Here is a 16,069-nt window from a genome sequence, read left to right as displayed (position 1 = left end):
GCTGGCCGATTCGCTCACTGCGCTCGCTCATGCCGTCTCCTCGCCGTGCTCGGCACGCCCGCTGATGCGTCGACTCCGGCGGGAGGGGTTCACTCCGCAGCCCTCCCGGAGGTCGCCTCGGCCTCCTGCCGCGCCTGGCGGCGCAGCGCGTACGCCTCGGCGCCCTTGCTGGGCTTGCGGCGGCGCGGCGGCGCGGTGACCCCGGGCGCGAGCCGGCGACTGGAGACGAGGAAGGCGGTGTGCGCGATCATGCGGTGGTCCGGGCGCACGGCGAGCCCGTCCGCGTGCCAGTCCCGGACCAGCGACTCCCAGGCCCGCGGCTCGGTGAACCCGCCCCGCTCGCGCAGCGCCTCGACCAGCTCGGAGAGCTGGGGCGTGGTGGCGACGTAACCGATGAACACCCCGCCCGGGACCAGCGCGCGTTCGACCATGTCGAGCGCCTCCCAGGGGGTGAGGAGGTCAAGGATAATCCGGTCGAAACCGGACTCCTGGCAGTCTGCCACGTCGCCCACCCGGAGATTCCAGGCTGGATGCGGTCCACCGAAGAAGGATTCCACATTTCTGCGGGCGATTTCGGAGAAGTCCTCGCGCAGTTCGTAGGAATGCAGTTCGCCCTCCGGGCCGACGGCCCGGAGCAGCGAGCAGGTGAGCGCGCCGGACCCGACACCGGCCTCCAGGACCTTCGCGCCGGGGAAGATGTCGCCCATCGTCACGATCTGGGCCGCGTCCTTGGGATAGATCACCTGCGCACCGCGCGGCATGGAGAGCACGTAGTCCGCGAGCAGCGGCCGCAGCGCGAGGTAGGCCGTGCCGCCGGTCGAGGTGACCACGCTCCCGTCCGGCAATCCGATCAACGCGTCGTGCTCCAGCGCGCCGCGATGGGTGTGGAAAGACCGCCCGGGCTCCAGCGTGATGGTGTGCATCCGACCCTTCGGGTCGGTGAGCTGGACCCGGTCACCGGGGCGGAACGGCCCTCGGCGCGCCGGCACCGGTGCGGTCGGGACGGCGGGAACGGCGGTGGGCTGTGCGGTCACTGAGTCATCTTCCGTTTCGGCTCCAGGAGCTGCGCCAGGTCGGCGATATGCAGAACGCCGACCACATCTTCGCCTGAGGTCACCAGGTACTGCGCGCCCGGGTGGGCCTGCACCGCGTGCACCACCTGCTCCCCGCCGAGCCCGACGGCGAGACTGGGCACCCCGTCCACGCCCCGGGCCACCGTGTCCACCGCCACCCAGGGCCGGCGCTCGACCGGTACGGCCTCGGCGGCGGTCCGGTCGACCAGCGCCACCAGCCGGCCGGACGAGTCCGCGACCCCGAGCGCCGAACCGGGCTGCCCGGCGTCCACCCCGCGCCGCTGCGCCTCGGCCAGCGGCGTGCCGCTCGGCACCGAGAAGACCGGCCGGGCCAGCCGGGCCAGGTCGATGAGGGGGAACCGGCGGCTGATCCGGGCTGCCCGGATCGTCTGACCGGCGCCCTGCCAGAGGGTGAACGCGACCAGCAGCACCAGCGCCAGGCCCAGCCATGGCAGCCCGCCGAGCCAGGTCAGCAGCGTGAAGAGCACAGCGGTGCCGATCGCCACGGCCCGGCCGACCCAGCCGGCCACCTCGGTGGCCAGGTGCCGGTCCCGGGTGACGGCCCAGACCCCGGCCCGCAACGCCCGACCGCCGTCCAGCGGCAGTCCGGGCAGGATGTTGAAGAGCCCGACCAGCACGTTACTGGCGGCGAACTGGAAGGCGAACTGGTTGGCCAGGGTGCCGTCCGGAATGGCGAGCGTGGCGCCGACCCCCACCAGCCCGAGTACCAGGGAGACCGCCGGCCCGGCGAGCGAGACGAGCAGGTCCACCCGGGGTGTCGGGGCGTCCCGCTCCATCTCGGTGTAGCCGCCGAGCAGTTCGAGGGTGATGCCGCGCACTCCGATCCCGTACCGACGGGCGGTCAGCGCGTGCCCCAACTCGTGCAGCAGCACCGAGCCGAGCAGCAGGACCACAAAAACCAGCCCGACGAGATAGCCGGTGAGCTGCGACAACCCGAGCTGCTGCCGGGCGAACTCGCCGTACATGACGGTGATCAGGGCCACCAGGATCAGCATGGACGGGTTGAGGTAGACCGGGACGCCGAACACCCGGCCGACGGTGAGGCCGGGCCGCCGGTCAGCGCCGCGTCGCGGTCGCGAGTTTCCCTCCATCTCCTCCGATGCTACGGAACATCCCGTCGGGTGGGCCCGCCGGTTCGGCCGGGGTGACCGTCGACGATCGGCGCCGGTACGCATGGCGGGGCGGGTGGGCCGGGTTCGGTCGTACCCGTGACATAGCCTTCCGGACATGACGGCGGAGACGGTGACATCGCAGACAGCCACGGGCGCCCCGGCGGATCTCCCGACCCAGACCCCGGCCGCGTCGCGGGTCACGGCATCGCTGTCACCGTCCCGGGCGGCCGACTTCAAGACCTGTCCCCTGCTCTACCGGTTCCGCAGCATCGACCGGCTGCCGGAGCGGCCGAGTGTCGAGCAGGCTCGCGGCACCCTGGTGCACGCGGTGCTGGAACGTCTCTTCGACCTACCGGCCGAGCGGCGGACGCCGGCCGCCGCCGGTGACCTGGTGGCGCCGCAGTGGGACCGGCTGGTGACCGAGCAGGCGGAGCTGGCCGAGATCTTCACCGCCGGTGACCTCGCCGGTCCGGCCGAGTTCCTGACCTCGGCCCGCGAGCTGCTCGACGGCTACTTCACGGTGGAGGATCCGCGTCGGCTGGAGCCGGCCGAGCGGGAGACCCTGGTCTCCACGGTGGTGGACGACCAACTGCTCATCCGGGGATACATCGATCGGCTGGACGTCTCGCCCGACGGCGCGCTGCGGGTGGTCGACTACAAGACCGGTGGCGCGCCCCGGGAGGCGTTCGAGGCCCGGGCACTGTTCCAGCTCAAGTTCTACGCCCTGGTGCTGTGGCGCACCCGGGGGGTGGTGCCCAAAGTGCTGCGCCTGCTCTATCTGAAGGACGCGGAGGTCTGCGACTACACCCCCGACGCCGAGGAGCTGGCCCGGTTCGAGCGCACCGTGCTGGCGCTCTGGCGGGCCATCGAGCAGGCCACCCGGGCCCGCGACTTCCGGCCCAAGCCGAGCCGGCTCTGCGACTGGTGCAGTCACCAGGCGCACTGCCCGACCTTCGGCGGCACTCCCCCGCCGTTCCCGGAACCGACCGCGCCGGTCGACCCGACCGCTCCGATCCCGCCACCGGCCCGGCCCGGCGCCCGGTCGGCTCCGGCTCCGGCTCCGGCTCCGGCTCCGGCTCCGGCTCCGGCTCCGGCTCCGGCTCCGGCTCCGGCTCCGGCTCCGGCTCCGGCGAGCGTATCGGGCGTCCCGGCGCTGCCGACCCAGTCGACCGGGTCGCGCCAGCCGGACGGGCCGGGCCGGACGGACGCGGCTCCGGGGCTCGGGGTCGGCTCCGTCCAGGAGGAGCAAGGATCCTCCTGAAGGAGGATCCCAGGGTCGCCGCTGGCGACGACCTGTCGCGCCACACAGCGGCTAGCGTCGCCAGCATGACCCGAACCGATGCCCCCGCGACGCCGGCCCCCGGCCGGATCCCGGGGAGCTGGCGGCGCATCCGGCTCGATCCCGGGCAGCGCAGATGGCTGGCCCGGGACGGGCTGCTCGCGGTCGCCGCCGTCGTGGTGGAGGCGGTACTCGTCGGCACCGCGCCGCCGGGCGTCGCCCCGTGGGGGTGGCCCGGAACGGCGTTCTGGAGCGTCCTCTCCGCCGCCCCGATCGCCCTGCGTCGGTTGGCTCCGTGGACGGCGGTAGTGCTGGCCGTCCCGATTTTCGTCGCCTCGGTACTGGCCGACGCGCAGCCGGTCACCGTCGGGGTCACCTTCGTGCTGCTGACCTACACCACCGCCGCGCTGCTGCCCCTTCGCCAGGCGGCGTTGGCCGCCGGGGCGCTCTGGGGGCCGGCCCTGGCCGTCGCCCTCGTCGAGCCGCCACCACCCGACTTCACCGAACCCTCCCCCGCGTACCTGGTCTTCACCCAGGTACTGCTCGCGCTGGTCTGCTTCTTCGTCGGCCGTACGGTGCACGCCCGGCGGGCCACCATCCTGGCCCTGGAGGAGCGGGCCCGGGTCGCCGAGGAGAACCAGCGGTCGCTGGCCGACCAGGCCGTCGCCGACGAACGCCGACGGATCGCCCGTGAGCTGCACGACGTCGTCGCGCACCACGTCAGCGTGATGGGCGTACTGGCCACCGGGGCGCGCCGGGTACTGTCCCGGGATCCGGCGGCCACCGACGGTGCGCTGGGCACCATCGAGGAGACCAGCCGGACGACCCTGCGCGAGTTGCGACGGCTGCTGGACGTGCTGCGTACCGATGCCGAGCCGGCCGCCGAACTGTCCCCGCAACCGGGGCTGGCCGGCATCGAGGCGCTGGTGGAGCAGGTGAGGGAGGCCGGCCTGCCGGTGACCCTGCGGGTGGACGGCACGCCGGGCCCGCTGGACCCCGGGGTGGCGCTGACCGTGTTCCGGATCGTGCAGGAGGCACTGACCAACACCCTCAAGCACGCCGGCGCGGCGACCGCCCAGGTGCGGTTGAGTTTCGGGGTCTACTGGCTGATCGTCGAGGTCGCGGACACCGGCCGGGGACCGGCGCCGGAGAGCGGGCGGCTGGGGCACGGCCTGGTGGGAATGCGGGAACGGATGGCCCTCTACGGTGGAACCCTGCGCACCGGGCCCCGTCCCGGCGGCGGCTACCGGGTGTACGCCAAGATGCCGATGGAGCAACTGGGCGCGCCGATCAACAAGGGGGCGGCATGAGCGAGCGTCGCGAGCGAATCAGCCAGCTCAGTGCGGACAAGCCTCATGACGGCACGCAGCGAAGCGGAGTGCCGGCATGAGCGAGCGTCGCGAGCGAATCAGCCAGCTCAGTGCGGACAAGCCTCATGACGGCACGCAGCGAAGCGGAGTGCCGGCATGAGTGACGGCAGGGAGACGGGCCGGCCGGTACGCGTCCTGCTCGCCGACGACCAGCCGCTGCTGCGTACCGGGTTCCGGATGGTGCTGGGCGCGGAGGACGACCTGGACATCGTCGGCGAGGCAGGAGACGGCGTCGAGGCGGTCGACCTGTCCCGGCGGCTGCTCCCCGACGTGGTGCTGATGGATATCCGGATGCCCCGGATGGACGGTGTCGCCGCCACCCGGGCGATCATCGACGCCCGGCTGCCGGTCCGGGTGCTCATCCTGACCACCTTCGACCTCGACGAGTACGTCGTCGGTGCGCTGCGGGCCGGGGCGAGCGGCTTCCTGGCCAAGGACGTACCCGCCGAGGACCTGGTCACCGCCATCCGGACCGTCGCCGCCGGCGAGGCGGTGGTGGCGCCCCGGATCCTCAAGCGGCTGCTGGACCGGTTCGCCGAGACCCTGCCCGACCCGGACGCCACCCCGCCCAAGGCGATCGGCGTGCTCACCGAGCGGGAGCGGGAGGTGCTGGTCCAGGTGGCCCGCGGGCTCTCCAACGCGGAGATCGCCCGGGTGCTGTCGGTCAGCGAGACGACCATCAAGACCCACGTCGGGCACGTGCTGACCAAGCTCGGCCTCCGCGACCGGGTCCAGGCGGTGGTGCTGGCCTACGAGACCGGGTTGGTCCGGCCCGGCGCGTAACGGCGCCACCACGCTCCGTCCCGATTGGTCGGGTCGTGAAGGTCTGATCGGGTCGGTGGAGGTTTGATCGGGTCGGTGGAGGTGCCGTCCGCGCGACGGAGCCCGGCTCGGCCGGCCGACCGCCACCCCGGCGCCGGTGGCGACCGTGGCGCTCCAGCCGTGGACCGGCGTCATCCCGGAACTCCCGGCACCCCTTCACCGTCCCGCCGTCGGTCGCACACGACCGACGGCGTTCCCGACGGGCCGGCCCGACCAACCCTGAGTCGTGCTCCGGCCGGGCCGTCCGGCAGGCGTAGCCGGCGGCCAACGCACCACCCTGGAGGAGTAGGCCCGACGGCCCGGAGGGCGTACGACCCGCCGGCCGTGGAGTCGTCCAGCCGGAGGACCGGCCCGGGGCACGGGGCGTACCCGAAGACCATCCCGGCGCACGACGGCCCGCCGGCTTTCCGCGCCTACCGTTTTTCCCAGGTACGGCGAGGGTGGCGTAGGTTCCGCCGCCCGGGCGGACGGAGAGGATGACATGACCGCGACAACGGGGGCAGCGGAGCGGACCGGATCGACGTTCCGGCGATCGACGCACAGCGCAAGCGGATCATGACACACTGGTACGACCCGCCCCGAGATCCGGCCGGAGCCGGACAGCGGGGCCGCAACCAAACGTATCCGCCCGATAAGGAATCGGACCGTGAAATGCCGAACCGATCCGGGCAACGAAAGAGATCGGCGAACACCGGCGAGTCGTAACCCCGGCCCGCCGGGATGCCGACACCGGCGGAGTTAACGGCGCCGACACATATCAGTCAGGGGCAACCCTGATTCGGTATCAGGGCGCACCCGCAGCGAATTTTCCGCGTCGAACTCCGTCGCGGGGCGGACGCCGGGGTTGCCCGGGTCGCCGACGATGGATGCTGCCGGCCGGACCAGGTGGTCCGGCCGGACCAAGAATGTCTAGGGGGAGATGAAAGTGACCGCGACGGTAGCTCGAGGTGCCCAGATGGCCGCCCGGGCCAACGACGTGTGGAAGGTGTACGGCAGCGGGGAGGCACAGGTCGTCGCGCTGCGCGGCGTGAATGCGGAATTCGAAAGGGCCCGGTTCACCGCCATCATGGGACCGTCCGGATCCGGCAAGTCGACCCTGATGCACTGCCTTGCCGGGCTCGACTCGGTAACCCGGGGGACGATACATATCGGCGACACGGCCGTAACCGGACTCGGTGACGCGGGTCTCACCAAACTGCGCCGGGACAAGGTCGGCTTCATCTTTCAGCAGTTCAACCTGCTGCCCACCTTGACCGCGCTGGAAAACATCCTGCTGCCGCTCTCGATCGCCGGTCGTAAACCCGACAAGGAATGGCTCGACACCGTCATCGACACCGTCGGGCTGCGGGACCGGCTGGGCCACCGCCCGGCCCAGCTCTCCGGCGGGCAGCAGCAGCGGGTCGCCTGCGCCCGGGCACTCGCCTCCCGACCCGAGGTGATCTTCGCCGACGAGCCGACCGGCAACCTGGACTCCCGGGCCGGCGCCGAGGTACTCGGCTTCCTGCGCCGCTCCGTCGCCGAATACCAGCAGACCATCGTGATGGTCACGCACGACCCGGTGGCCGCCTCCTACGCCGGTCGGGTGATCTTCCTCGCCGACGGCCAGATCGTCTCCGAACTCATCGAACCGACCCCGGAGACCGTGCTGGACACGATGAAGAAGCTCGACGGGCTCGCCGAGGCGGGGCTCTGATGCTGCGCGCCACTCTGAAGAGCCTGCTCGCCCGCAAGGTCCGGCTGGTCCTCTCCGGCCTGGCCGTCGTGCTCGGCGTGATGTTCGTCTCCGGCGCCTTCGTCCTCACCGACACCCTGGGCCGGTCCTTCGACACCGTCTTCAGCGACGCGTACGCCGGCACCGACGTCGGCGTCAGCGCCAAGCCGAAGATCGACGTCAGCGAGATGGAGGGAATGGAGGTCGCCGCCACCTTCCCGGCCAGCACCCTGGAGCAGGTCCGTAAGGTGCCCGGGGTGGCCAGCGCCACCGGTGTGGCGGCGGCCGACGGCGCCCGGGTGATCGGCGGCAACGGCAAGGTGCTGACCTCCGTCGGCCCGCCCCAAATCGGCTCCAACTGGACCGGCGAGAGCGGTCAGGTCCAACTGCGCGAGGGCCGGGGCCCCACCGCCGACAACGAGGTGGCCGTCAACGCGGGGGTGGCCAAGGCGGCCAAGCTCGCCGTCGGCGACCGGGTCGGCATCCTGACCCTGCAACCGAAGCGCGAGTTCACCGTGGTCGGCATCTACGGCTACAGCGGTGACCGGGACAGCCTCGGCGGCGCCCAGGAGGTGGCGTTCACCGAGCGGGTCGCCCAGGAGCTGATGCTGGGCCAGCCCGGTGTCTTCTCCGAGCTCAGCGTCAAGGCGGCCGACGGGGTCGACCCGGCGAAGCTGCGCGACGACATTGCCGGCACCCTCGGCGACGGCTACGTGGTCAGGACCGGCGAACAACTCTCCGAGGACGCCTCCGCCGGGCTGAAGGAGGGACTCGCCTTCTTCAACAACATCCTGCTCGGCTTCGCCGGGGTCGCCCTCTTCGTCGGCATCTTCCTGATCCTGAACACGTTCTCGATCATCGTCGCCCAGCGCACCAAAGAGCTTGCGCTGCTCCGGGCGATCGGCGCCGGCCGCCGCCAGGTGATCGGCTCGGTCCTGGTCGAGGCCGTCGCGATCGGCCTGGTCGCCTCGGTACTCGGGCTCGGCGCCGGGATCGGCGTGGGCGCGCTGCTGGCGTACGTCTTCGGGCAGACCGCCGGTGGGCTGCAACTGGCCGGGCTGGGCGTACCGCCGGCCGCGGTGATCAGCTCCTTCGCGGTCGGCCTGGTCGTCACCGTCATCGCGGCGGTACTCCCGGCGATGCGGGCTGCCCGGATCCCCCCGGTGGCCGCCATGCAGGACGTGGCGACGCCGGACCGACCGCTGACGAAGATCTCGGCCGCCGGTGCGGTGGTGGCCGCGCTCGGCGGCACCCTGATGGCACTCGGCCTCAGCGGCACCGGGGGCAACACCCTGTTGACCATCCTCGGCGGCGTGCTGCTCTCCTTCATCGGGGTGGCCCTGCTGACCCCGCTGATCAGCCGCCCGGTGGTCGGGCTGCTCGGCCGGCTCTTCTCCTGGTCGGTGCCGGGCAAGCTGGGCCGGCTGAACTCGGGTCGCAACCCGCGCCGTACCGCGATCACCGCCGCCGCGCTGATGGTCGGGATCGCCCTGGTCACCGGCGTGACGGTGATCCTCGACTCGGCCAAGAGCAGCATCACGGCGCTGGCCGAGGACACCATCCAGGCCGAGCTGGTGATCTCCGGGGCGCAGACCGGTCCCCGGCCGCCGAGCTTCGACCCGGCGGTACTGGACCAGGCCGCCGGACTGCCCGGCGTGGCCATGGTGGCCGGCCTGTACGGCGACCGCGCGGTCATCGGCGGCAAGCAGGGCTGGATCACCGCGACCAGCAGCGTGCCCGCGCTGCGGGAGATCTACCGGGCCACCCCGACCGCCGGCAGCATCGACTCGCTCGGCCCCAACCAGCTCATGGTCGACTCGAAGACCGCGAAGGACCGGGGTCTCTCGGTCGGCGACACCCTGCCGGTGCAGTTGTCCCGGGGCGATGCCCGGACCTACACGGTGAGCGGCATCTACGCCGAGTCCGACCTGTTCGGCGGGTTCGTCGTCCCGGCCTCGGCGGCGGCCGACTTCGCGGTGCCACAGCCGACGCAGGCGTACCTGAAGCTGGCGCCGGGCGCCTCGGTCGACGAGGTGATGCCGCGGGTCGAGACGCTGCTCGCGGACAGCCCCGAGGTGTCGGTCGCCGACCGGGCCGACTTCATTGAGCAGCAGGCCGGCCAGCTCGACGGTCTGCTGACGATGATCCAGATCCTGCTGGCGCTGGCGATCGTGATCGCCGTGCTCGGCATCGTGAACACGCTGGCGCTGTCGGTGCTGGAGCGGACCCGGGAGCTGGGTCTGCTGCGGGCAATCGGGCTGCGGCGCGGTCAGACCATGCGGATGATCACCGTCGAGGCGGTGGTGATCTCGGTCTTCGGTGCCCTGCTCGGGGTGGCGGTCGGCACCGGGCTCGGCGCCGCTGTGGTCCGGGCGCTGCGCGAGGACGGCATCACCAACCTGGTGCTGCCGTGGACCGAGATGGGCGTCTTCCTCGGCCTGGCGGCCGTGGTCGGGGTGATCGCGGCAGTGCTGCCGTCGATCCGCGCCGCCCGGCTGAACGTACTCAGCGCGATCGCGCACGAGTAGTGGGCCGGCCCACGGCCGTGGGGGTGGCCGTGGGCAGCAGGGCCGGGGGCGGCGTCGGGACGGGCGCCGCCCCCGGCCGCGTTCTGTTCCGGGACGCCACCGCCGGGGCGCGTTCCGTTGCTGGACGCCACCGGCCGCGTCCGGGACACAGGCGCCGCTTCGGCCGTGTTCCGGCTACGGTATCCGGCGGGTCGGGAGCCGTGGCGGCACCCGGGGTGCCGGCTGGACGCGCGGTCAGCGGGGAAGGTCGAGCCGGGATAGGCGAGGCCCCAGGGTGCCGGCTGGACGCGCGGTCAGCGGGGAAGGTCGAGCGCGGACAGCAGGCCGGAGAGCAGGTCCAGGTCGACTTCGGTCAGCGTCTCCAGCAGGCGTACCCCGTCGGCCGGGTCGATCGGCACCGCGTGCGGCACGGCGAGTACGGCGGCTCCGGCGGCGAGCGCACTGGCCACCCCGGCCGGCGAGTCCTCGATCGCCACGCAGCGGGAGATCGGCACGTCCAGCAGCCGGGCCGCCGTCAGGTACGGCTCCGGGTCCGGTTTGGTGGCGGCCACCTCGTCACCGCAGACCACCACGTCGAAGGTGTCCCGGCCGAGCGTCTCCAAAGCGATCTCTACCACCGCGCGCCGGGTGGAGGTGACCAGCGCGGCCGGTACCGCGGCGGCGCGTACCGCGGTCACCAGGGCCAGCGCCCCGGGCCGCCACTTCAGGTCGGTCAGGAACAGCTCGCCGACCCGGCGATCGACCCAGGCGGCGCTGACCGCCGGGTCCCGCCACGGCTGGCCCAGGTCGGTGTGCAGGATCTCCATCGAGACGGCCATGTCGGTGCCGACCATGGCGAGCCGGGCGGCGTCGGAGAGCGTGCCGCCGTACTGCGCGGCGAGTTCCTGGAGCCCGATGTCCCACAACCGCTCGCTGTCCACCAGCGTGCCGTCCATGTCGAAGAGCACTGCGGCGAGATGCTGGCTGTTCAGGGCTTCCTCCCGGATCGGACGCGAGCTGCCGGGTCCGATCCTGCCAACGCCGGCCGACGATCTCCCGGTACCGGCCCGGAAGTGTGGCGGATGCCTCAGCCGGGCCGGCGGGCCGGGCGTCGTACCGGTCGGGCCGCCCGGTCGCTCAGCCGAGGTCGCAGGCGTCCAGCGAGCCCTGGTAGCCGGCGAAGAAGGCGTCGGTACGCTGCTGCGCGGTCCCGTGCGCCCCCTCGGCGAACCACGGCTGGCCCGGCTCGTCGGCGACCGCCCGCAGCCCGGCGCCCAGCTCGTCGAGGTCGCCGTCCTCGATCGTCAACGCCCGGTCCCGCACGGAATCCCCGAGGTACGCCCCGGCCATGCAGTCTGCCTGCAACTCCTGCTGGATGGTGAAGTCGTACCGGATGCCGAGCCGCACCTGCACGCCGTGCGCGTACTCGTGCCCGAGCAGGTAGTACAGGAACGCGTCGCCGACCTGCCGGAACGCGGCGACCGCCCAGTTGACGTCGTACGCGATGAAGTCGCCCGCCGAGCAGTAGACGGCGTTGTTGCGCGGCAGCCCCTGGCCGGCACAGTCGACCTCGCCGTCCCGCTGGTAGGTGACGATCCGGCGGATCGGTTGGAACCGCTCCCCCGACGCCTCGAACCGCCCCGTCCAGTACTCTTCGGCGACCCGCACCGCACCCTCGATGTCGCGCTCGAACTCGTCCACCGTCATGGTGCCGTCGGCCCCGGCGCTGCCGCTCGCGGCAGGCGTACCCTGATCGCCCGGCACCGACGGATCGTCCTCGCCCGTCCCGCCGGCGAAGCAGGCGCCCGCGACGACCAGCGTCACGATCAGCGCGAGCGGCGGCCAGAACCGGTCGGTACGGCGCAACGGGCGCATCGCGGCCTCCCACGGGTCGACGGACCAGAACACTTCCCAGGGCGGGCACCGGGCCAAACCCTGCCCGGTGAGCGGCCGGAGACCCGCCACAAGTATGGACGGCGCGGTACCGGTCATGCGGAGTGCGTCGGCCCCCGGCGCACCGGCCGGCCCGACCACGGCGGCATCGACCACGGCGACGTCGAACAGGTCGCGCACCGGACGGCCCGGATGCCGCGCCGGGCCGCATTTCCCGCGATCACGTGAGATTGTCGCCGCGCTTCCCGGCTAGACCGAAGGCGTGACGACGACCAACGCCCCGTCGGGACGGGCCGGAACCAGCCGGGCCGGAACTAACCCGGCCGGAACCAGCCGGGCCGGGTTGGTTCCGGCCGGAACCGCCGACGACTGAGCCCGCCGCCGGAGCCCGGCCCCGGATCGCGGCCACCGCCCGGCGCCGTGGCCACCACGCCCGGCGCGGCCCGCCGCGCTCCGTCCGGTTCCGAGCGGCGGCCGCGCCCGCCGCCGCAAGGCCGGGTGCGTCCGCGCGACCATCCGAAAGGAAGCTTGATGACCGTTCCGCTCGGCCGGACCCGGCGCAACCTCGGGGCGCTCACCGTACTGACCGCCGGTGCCGCGTTGACCGGCGCACCACTCTGGACGGTCGTGGTGCTGGCCCTGACCTGTCTCGCCGTCCCGGCCGCCGTCGGGCTGCACGGCGGATCTCCGCTGGTGCGGACGCTTCTGCTCGGCACGGCCGCCCCGCGGCCGCCGCAGCACGAGCGCGTGCAGCGGACCCGACCACCGGAAATCAGTCGACGAAGGGAAGAACTGGTATGAGCCGAACGTCGCGCGACGACCTACCCGAGCCGAAACGCGGTACCGCGGGCGGCCTCGACGTCGGACCCCGCAACGTCGGGCTGGACCGGCAGAACCCGGACCTGCTGGTACCGCCACCGACCGACCGGGGCACGGTGCCCAACCTGAGGTTCTCGTTCTCCAACGCGCACACCCGGATCGAGGAGGGCGGCTGGACCCGCGAGGTGACCCAGCGGGAGTTGCCGATCGCCAGCACGCTCTCCGGGGTCGACATGGCCCTCGAACCGGGCGCCTACCGCGAGCTGCACTGGCACAAGCAGGCCGAGTGGGCGTACGTGCTGGCCGGAAGCTGCCGGATCGGCGCGGTCGACCAGGAGGGGCGCAACTTCCTCGACGACGTCTCCCAGGGCGACCTGTGGTTCTTCCCCAAGGGGGTGCCGCACCACATCCAGGCTCTCGACGACGGGGTGGAGTTCCTGCTCGTCTTCGACGACGGTGCCTTCTCGGAGAACAGCACCTTCCTGATCAGCGACTTCTTCGCGCACACCCCGAAGGAGGTGATCGCGAAGAACTTCGGCTGGCGTACGGAGCAGCTCGCCGACCTGCCGGAGAAGGAGAAGTACATCTTCCGGGGGCAGGTACCGCCCCCGCTCGACTCGGACCGGGTGGTCAGCCCCACCGGGGACGTACCGCGTACCTTCAGGCACCGGCTGCACGCCCAGGCGCCCGAGCGCTTCGACGGCGGCACGGTACGAATCGCCGACGTGACGAACTTCGCCGCCTCCACCACCATCTGCGCGGCACTGGTGGAGATCGAGCCGGGCGCGATGCGCGAACTGCACTGGCATCCCACCGACGACGAGTGGCAGTACTACATCTCGGGTTCCGGCCGGATGGGGGTCTTCGCCAGCTCCGGGGTGAACCGGACCTTCGACTACCGGTCCGGCGACGTCGGCTACGTGCCGTTCGCCTACGGCCACTACATCGAGAACACCGGCAGCGACCCGCTGGTGTTCCTGGAGATGTTCCGCAACCCGCGGTTCGAGGACATCTCGCTGGCCCAGTGGATGGCGAACACCCCGCCGCAGGTCGCCGCCGACACCCTCAACCTGCCCCGCTCGCTGGTCGAGTCGATCCCGAGGACGAAGCGGCCGATCGCCTCCTAACCCGGGGCGGCGCCGCACCGGGCCCGGCCGGACCGCACCGGCCGGATCAGTCGCGCCCCGCCGACTCGGACGGTGCCGGGGTGGGCCCGGCCGACTCGGACGGTGCCGGGGTGGGCCCGGCCGACTCGGACGGTGCCGGGGTGGGCCCGGCCGACTCGGACGGTGCCGGGGTGGGCCCGGCCGACTCGGACGGTGCCGGGGTGGGCCGGGTCGGGTTCTCCCGGGCGGCCCACAAGCGGGCCAGTTCCAGCCGGTTCCGCACGCCCAGTTTCGCGTACACCGCGCGGAGCTGGGCGTCGACGGTGTGGAAGGAGACGAACAGGCTCGCCGCCGCCTGCTGCTTCGTCGCCCCGCCGGCCAGCAGTTCGGCGACCCGGGTCTCGGCGGCGGTCAACGCGTCGAACCCGGCGCCGTGCCGGCCGGCCCGGTGCCGGCGGTCCGACGCCACCAGGGCTCGCCCGCGGCGGACCGCCCGCTCCTGGTCACCGGTCGCACCGAGCCGGCCGAACAGCGCGGCGGCCTCCTCGGCCGCCCGCCGGGCCTCCGCCCGCCCGGTGCCCGGCGTACCGGCCAGGTCGTGCAGCGCGTCGGCCAGTACCGGCCGGGCGGAGGTGGTACGCAACTGCGCCACCGCGTCGCGCAGCAGCACCGGATCCTGCTCCACCAGGCCGGCGACGTGCTGCGCGACGCCCCACCACAGTCCACTGTCCACCCGCTCTGCGATCCGGACCAGGTGGTCGGCGAGCTGCCGTGCCCGGTGCGGGTCGCCGAGCAGCGACGCGGCCCGGGTCAGCGCCGGCGCCTGCTGCGGGACCAGGAGCAGCGGGCGTACCGACCGGGCCAGCGTGTCGACGGCCGCCCGGAGCAACCCGGCGTGCCGGCCGGGCTCCGGGTCGAAAGCGGCGGCACCGGCCAGCCGTACCCACGCCACGGCGTCGGGCCAGTCCATCGGCGGCTCGACCCCGGCCAGCAGTTCGCGGGCGGTCGCCGGCTCGCCCTGCCGGAACGCCACCTCCACCCGTACCGCCAGCAGCTCGGCGTGGACCTCGTCGGCGAGTTGGCCGGCGGGACAGCGCCGCAGCGCCAGGCCGGCCCGGGCCGACGCCTCCGGAAGTTCACCCGCGGCCACCCGGAGCCGGCAGTCCAGCGCCGCCAGCATCGGCTGGGCCGCCCCGCCCAGGCTGCCCAGATCCACCTCGGCGAACCGCAGCGCGGTGCCGGCCTCGTCGTACTCGCCGCAGGCGAGCTGGCAGGCGATCCGTTCAGCCCGCAGGAAGGCGGCCTGTGCCCGGGCAGCCGGGGCGCTCGGGTCGACCTGACCGAGCACCTGCCGGGCGGCCGGCAGATCCCCGCCGGCCAGGGCGCTCCCGGCCCGGGCCAGCGCCAACCGGATCTCGCCGTCCGGGCTCGGCGCGTCGGCCTGGGCCCGGTCCGCCGCCGCCAGCAGCGACTCCAGGTTCGGCCGACCGAGCCGGCCCGCCACCGCGGCCAGCGTGCTCAGCAACCAGCTCCGGTGCCCGGGCAGCAGGTCGGGCTGGGCCAGGGCCCGGTCCAGGTAGTCGAAGGCCAGCGACGGCCGGCCGGTCGCGTACCAGGCGCCGAGCCGGCCGAGCAGCAACGCCCGGTATCCGGCCCCGGCCCGGTCGGCCGCGATCTCGTCGCCCAGGATCGCCAGCGCCGGCTCGATCCGGCCGGCCAGCATCAGGTGGTCGACCGCGGCCAGCGCCCAGTCCCGGCGCAGTTCCGGATCGAGCGCGGGATCCTGACCGGCCCGGGCCGCGAGCAGCAGGTCGGCCGCCGTCGACGAATCGACCGCCGGATCGGCGACCAGCCGGGAGACCAGGGGTACGTCGACCCGCCCGGCCACCTCCAGCACCCGGAGCAGGTGCTCGGCGGCGGCCGCCGCACGCGCCTCGTCGGCCAGTACGCCGGCCGCCCGGTTGTGCAGCGCGGCCAGCAACGACGGCGGGATGCCCCGGCGTACGGCATCGCGCAACTCGACCGAGCCGGGCCGCAGGCCGCCGGGCGAGTCCGCGAGCGCACCCCGGGCGATCAGCGCCTCGACGTCGTCGTGCAGCCCCGGACCGGACCGGTCGGTCATCCGCTCCACGAACCAGATCTGGCACGGGTCGTCGCAGATCGCGACCGCCCGGAGGATCCACCGCTGGGCGGCGGAGGCGACCGGTAGCCCGTCCGCCGCCGACCCGCCCGGCCGGTCCAGCGTGAACGACGTGGCCATGGCACCCCCTCGGCGGCGACCGTGCCCGGACACGAGACGGATTCGGCCTCCATCCGGAGGCTATCCACGGCGTTCCCGAGTGCGCCGGGGTTCGCC

General features: G+C 73.2%; 11 protein-coding genes and 1 pseudogene. 7 read left to right on the top strand and 5 right to left on the bottom strand.

Going from position 1 to position 16,069, the window contains the following annotated elements; genetic code table 11:
• Positions 1 to 89 precede the first annotated feature (89 nt).
• Entirely contained in the window at positions 90 to 1,034 is a 945-nt protein-coding gene (locus tag ACQEVC_RS30555) for a tRNA (adenine-N1)-methyltransferase (protein WP_432884378.1), read from the bottom strand.
• Positions 1,031 to 2,185 (bottom strand): site-2 protease family protein, encoded by a 1,155-nt coding sequence (locus ACQEVC_RS30550; protein ID WP_432884375.1) that lies wholly within the window; start codon positions 2,183 to 2,185, stop codon positions 1,031 to 1,033. The genes ACQEVC_RS30555 and ACQEVC_RS30550 overlap by 4 nt, the downstream gene beginning before the upstream one ends.
• A 136-nt stretch (positions 2,186 to 2,321) precedes the next feature.
• On the opposite strand from ACQEVC_RS30550, the pseudogene ACQEVC_RS30545 reads away from it, so the two are divergent.
• The 5 genes and pseudogenes from ACQEVC_RS30545 to ACQEVC_RS30525 all read left to right on the top strand — a co-directional run.
• Positions 2,322 to 3,272: pseudogene (locus ACQEVC_RS30545) on the top strand (RecB family exonuclease); the annotation flags it as partial.
• 260 nt (positions 3,273 to 3,532) lie between these two features.
• On the top strand, positions 3,533 to 4,795 hold the full coding sequence (locus ACQEVC_RS30540; protein WP_432884373.1) for a sensor histidine kinase: 1,263 nt from the start codon (positions 3,533 to 3,535) through the stop codon (positions 4,793 to 4,795).
• Between the two features lie 156 nt (positions 4,796 to 4,951).
• On the top strand, positions 4,952 to 5,638 hold the full coding sequence (locus ACQEVC_RS30535) for a response regulator (protein WP_432884371.1): 687 nt from the start codon (positions 4,952 to 4,954) through the stop codon (positions 5,636 to 5,638).
• Between the two features lie 964 nt (positions 5,639 to 6,602).
• On the top strand, positions 6,603 to 7,370 hold the full coding sequence (locus tag ACQEVC_RS30530) for an ABC transporter ATP-binding protein (protein ID WP_318397188.1): 768 nt from the start codon (positions 6,603 to 6,605) through the stop codon (positions 7,368 to 7,370).
• Positions 7,370 to 9,916, top strand: a complete 2,547-nt coding sequence (locus tag ACQEVC_RS30525) for an ABC transporter permease (RefSeq protein WP_432884367.1) — start codon at positions 7,370 to 7,372, stop codon at positions 9,914 to 9,916. The genes ACQEVC_RS30530 and ACQEVC_RS30525 overlap by 1 nt, the downstream gene beginning before the upstream one ends.
• A 293-nt stretch (positions 9,917 to 10,209) precedes the next feature.
• Here ACQEVC_RS30525 and ACQEVC_RS30520 read toward each other — a convergent pair whose 3' ends face one another.
• Together ACQEVC_RS30520 and ACQEVC_RS30515 are read right to left on the bottom strand one after the other, a co-directional pair.
• Positions 10,210 to 10,863 carry an HAD family hydrolase gene (locus tag ACQEVC_RS30520; protein ID WP_432884364.1) on the bottom strand — a complete coding sequence of 218 codons (654 nt, stop codon included), beginning with the start codon at positions 10,861 to 10,863 and terminating at the stop codon, positions 10,210 to 10,212.
• Positions 10,864 to 11,032: 169 nt separating this feature from the next.
• Positions 11,033 to 11,968 carry a neutral zinc metallopeptidase gene (locus ACQEVC_RS30515; RefSeq protein ID WP_432884362.1) on the bottom strand — a complete coding sequence of 312 codons (936 nt, stop codon included), beginning with the start codon at positions 11,966 to 11,968 and terminating at the stop codon, positions 11,033 to 11,035.
• A 351-nt stretch (positions 11,969 to 12,319) separates the two neighbouring features.
• On the opposite strand from ACQEVC_RS30515, the gene ACQEVC_RS30510 reads away from it, so the two are divergent.
• Together ACQEVC_RS30510 and ACQEVC_RS30505 are read left to right on the top strand one after the other, a co-directional pair.
• Positions 12,320 to 12,589, top strand: a complete 270-nt coding sequence (locus tag ACQEVC_RS30510; RefSeq protein ID WP_432884359.1) for a hypothetical protein — start codon at positions 12,320 to 12,322, stop codon at positions 12,587 to 12,589.
• Positions 12,586 to 13,734, top strand: coding sequence for an oxalate decarboxylase family bicupin (locus tag ACQEVC_RS30505; protein ID WP_432884356.1), 1,149 nt, complete (start codon positions 12,586 to 12,588; stop codon positions 13,732 to 13,734). Before ACQEVC_RS30510 ends, ACQEVC_RS30505 begins: the two co-directional genes overlap by 4 nt.
• 46 nt (positions 13,735 to 13,780) lie before the next feature.
• Here the strand turns inward: ACQEVC_RS30505 and ACQEVC_RS30500 are convergent, their stop codons facing one another.
• Positions 13,781 to 15,973: a LuxR C-terminal-related transcriptional regulator gene (locus ACQEVC_RS30500; protein ID WP_432884353.1), complete on the bottom strand. Its 2,193-nt coding sequence runs from the start codon at positions 15,971 to 15,973 to the stop codon at positions 13,781 to 13,783.
• Between the last annotated feature and the right edge of the window lie 96 nt (positions 15,974 to 16,069).

It is taken from the genome of Plantactinospora sp. CA-294935, from assembly GCF_050936445.1.
Classification (GTDB): Bacteria; Actinomycetota; Actinomycetes; order Mycobacteriales; family Micromonosporaceae; genus Plantactinospora.
The sequence above is the reverse complement of the archived record's forward strand: the minus strand, read 5'-3'. Positions and strand labels throughout refer to the sequence as shown.

Bases quoted from the DNA above. Each gene is read 5' to 3' on its own strand.
- ACQEVC_RS30525 (WP_432884367.1), top strand. From the start codon at position 7,370: ATGCTGCGCGCCACTCTGAAGAGCCTGCTCGCCCGCAAGGTCCGGCTG.
- ACQEVC_RS30550 (WP_432884375.1), bottom strand. From the start codon at position 2,185: ATGGAGGGAAACTCGCGACCGCGACGCGGCGCTGACCGGCGGCCCGGC.
- ACQEVC_RS30505 (WP_432884356.1), top strand. From the start codon at position 12,586: ATGAGCCGAACGTCGCGCGACGACCTACCCGAGCCGAAACGCGGTACC.
- ACQEVC_RS30540 (WP_432884373.1), top strand. From the start codon at position 3,533: ATGACCCGAACCGATGCCCCCGCGACGCCGGCCCCCGGCCGGATCCCG.
- ACQEVC_RS30535 (WP_432884371.1), top strand. From the start codon at position 4,952: ATGAGTGACGGCAGGGAGACGGGCCGGCCGGTACGCGTCCTGCTCGCC.
- ACQEVC_RS30510 (WP_432884359.1), top strand. From the start codon at position 12,320: ATGACCGTTCCGCTCGGCCGGACCCGGCGCAACCTCGGGGCGCTCACC.
- ACQEVC_RS30500 (WP_432884353.1), bottom strand. From the start codon at position 15,973: ATGGCCACGTCGTTCACGCTGGACCGGCCGGGCGGGTCGGCGGCGGAC.